4 protein-coding genes and 2 pseudogenes are annotated in these 2395 nt (G+C 59.3%); 5 read left to right on the forward strand and 1 reads right to left on the reverse strand.

Features of this window, described 5'->3' with window-relative positions:
• The 5 genes and pseudogenes from M3436_20655 to M3436_20675 form a co-directional block, all read left to right on the forward strand.
• On the forward strand, positions 1–736 hold a 736-nt coding region (locus M3436_20655), incomplete at its 5' end, for a formate--tetrahydrofolate ligase (GenBank protein MDQ3566379.1).
• 23 nt (positions 737–759) lie between these two features.
• Positions 760–939: a hypothetical protein gene (locus M3436_20660; GenBank protein MDQ3566380.1), complete on the forward strand. Its 180-nt coding sequence runs from the start codon at positions 760–762 to the stop codon at positions 937–939.
• A 144-nt stretch (positions 940–1083) separates the two neighbouring features.
• Positions 1084–1290, forward strand: coding sequence for an AbrB/MazE/SpoVT family DNA-binding domain-containing protein (locus tag M3436_20665; protein MDQ3566381.1), 207 nt, complete (start codon positions 1084–1086; stop codon positions 1288–1290).
• A complete protein-coding gene (locus M3436_20670) occupies positions 1287–1667 on the forward strand; it encodes a type II toxin-antitoxin system VapC family toxin (protein ID MDQ3566382.1) in 381 nt (126 codons plus the stop codon). The genes M3436_20665 and M3436_20670 overlap by 4 nt, the downstream gene beginning before the upstream one ends.
• An 85-nt stretch (positions 1668–1752) precedes the next feature.
• Positions 1753–1896: pseudogene (locus M3436_20675) on the forward strand (formate--tetrahydrofolate ligase).
• Positions 1897–1948: 52 nt separating this feature from the next.
• Here M3436_20675 and M3436_20680 read toward each other — a convergent pair.
• Positions 1949–2395: pseudogene (locus tag M3436_20680) on the reverse strand (tetratricopeptide repeat protein).

Here is a 2395-nt window from a genome sequence, read left to right on the forward strand (position 1 = left end):
CAAGTGCCGGAAATCCGGTTTGCGGCCCGACGCGGTGGTCATCGTGGCCACCATCCGCGCGCTCAAATACCACGGAGGCGTAGACTTAAAATCCCTCAACGTCGAGAACCTCGGTGCGCTCGAGAAGGGACTCACGAATCTCGAGCGGCATGTCTCCAACATAGGCACGCAGTTCGGGTTGCCCTGTATCGTGGCGCTCAATCACTTCACGCAGGACACCCAAGCCGAGGTGGAATCGGTCAAGACCAAAATGTCCGGGCACGGCGCGCCGGTTGTGCTCGCGCGGCATTGGGCCGAGGGCGGCAAGGGCGCCGAGGAGCTGGCGCACACGGTGGTGGAAATGATCGCCAAGGGCCAAAGCAATTTCCGTTTCTTGTACGAGGACTCGGCCCCCTTGTGGGACAAGATGCAGGCGATCGCGACCAAGACCTATGGCGCGCAGGGAATCGCCGCGGACGCCAAGGTGAAGGCCCAGATCCAGAAGCTGCAAGACGACGGCTACGGGCACTATCCGGTGTGCGTGGCCAAGACCCAGTACTCATTCTCGACCGACATTGCGGCGCGGGGCGCCCCCGCCGGTCACGTGATCAACATCCGCGAGGTCAGGCTCTCGGCCGGCGCCGAATTCATCGTCATGATCTGCGGCGACATCATGACCATGCCCGGTCTGCCGAAGGTACCGGCCGCCGAGAAGATCGATATCGACGGTGAGGGTAAGGTCGTCGGTTTGTTCTAAGCGTTGTTTAGTGATCAGCTCGCGTGAACCTTTCGCTGATGCTCCTCAAGCGCGGACGCGAGGAAGACCACAGGGAGGCACTCGAGCAGCTGGTGTGGGCCTACCAGGCCGCCGCCCAGCGCGGCTACCAGGAGGCCGGGCAGATCGCGGATATCCTACGGCAGCTCGGTCTGCCAGTAACAGGGCCAAGAAGGGGTCCGTGACCACTGAGAAACCTCCCTCACAGTTCTACCACTCCTTTCGCCGCAGGGGTACAGGTTCTCACGTTCCAACACGGGCGCACTGCATTCTGTTGTGCCGATCGATGCTATAATTGTCATACGCGTAATCTATCGATAGGTACTCTCGTGGAAACATTGACAATTTCTCCTAAATATCAGGTGGTTATACCTAAAAGTATTCGTGGCATGCTTAAGCTCAGTCCGGGGCAAAAACTACAGGCCATTCTTTTCGAGGACCGAATCGAGCTGATCCCACTGCGTACGGCGAGAACGGTGAGGGGGTTTCTAAAAGGTATCGATACGGATGTTCCTCGTGAGCGGGATCGCATCTGAACGTTGTCGATTCATCCGGCTGGCTCGAATACTTTGCCGACGGCCCCAGTGCCGAGTTCTTCGCTCCCCCCATCGAGGCCACCGGCGATCTGCTCGTCCCGACCTTGAGCCTTTACGAGGTGTTCAAACGCGTTCTGCAACAGCGCGGCGAGGGAGCGGCGCTTCAGGCCGTGGCCCTCATGCAACAAGGACAGGTCGTCGAGCTTACGGCGTCGCTCGCCCTGGTCGCGGCTAAAGTGAGCATCGAATACCGGCTTCCCATGGCCGACAGCATCCTACTGGCAACCGCACAAACCTATGGCGCTACCCTGTGGACCCAGGACGCGGATTTCGAGCTCATTACGGGGGTGAAATATGTTGCCAAGACGAAATCCTAGACGCTTGGATGGAATGCTGCTGATTCCACCGTGATCGGGCGCGTCGAGCTAGAGACCGGGGGAGAGGTCGCCGGGCACGTGATCGATCCGCGAGGTCGGGCTGTCGGCCGGCGCCGAATTCATCGTCATGATCTGCGGTGACATCATGACCATGCCCGGTCTGCCAAAAGTCCCGGCGTCCGAAAAGATCGCTATCGACGCTCAGGGGAAGATCGTCGGTTTGTTCTAAGCGTTTTCTAGTGATCAGGAGTCTCCTCCGGATCGCGGTTGAGTTTGATAAGTAACGCTGAGTAATTTTCCATCAACTGAGCGAGGTTTGGATGGTCCGACGGCAAGGCGTTTTTCAGGATCTGTAGCGCGCGTTCATACAGCGGCTCGGCCTTCCCGTACTGGCCTTGGGCGTAGTAGAGCGCCGCCAGGTTGTTGAGGTTTTGGGCCACATCGGGATGCTCGGGGCCGAGGGCTTTCTCCCAGATAGCGAGCGAGCGTTGGAAGAGCGGCTCGGCCTTTCCGTACTGGCCTTGGTTGTGGTAGAGCGCCGCCAAATTGTTGAGGCTTAGGGCCACATCGGGATGCTCGTGGCCGAGGGCCTTCTCCTTGATGGCGAGCGCGCGTTGATAGAGCGGCTCGGCTTTCCCGTACCGGCCTTGGGCTTTGTAGAGCAAAGCCAGGTTGTTGAGGTTTTGGGCCACATCGGGATGCTCAGAGCCGAGGGCCTTCTCCAAGAT

Source organism: Pseudomonadota bacterium (assembly GCA_030859565.1).
Lineage (GTDB): Bacteria > Pseudomonadota > Gammaproteobacteria > JACCXJ01 > JACCXJ01 > USCg-Taylor.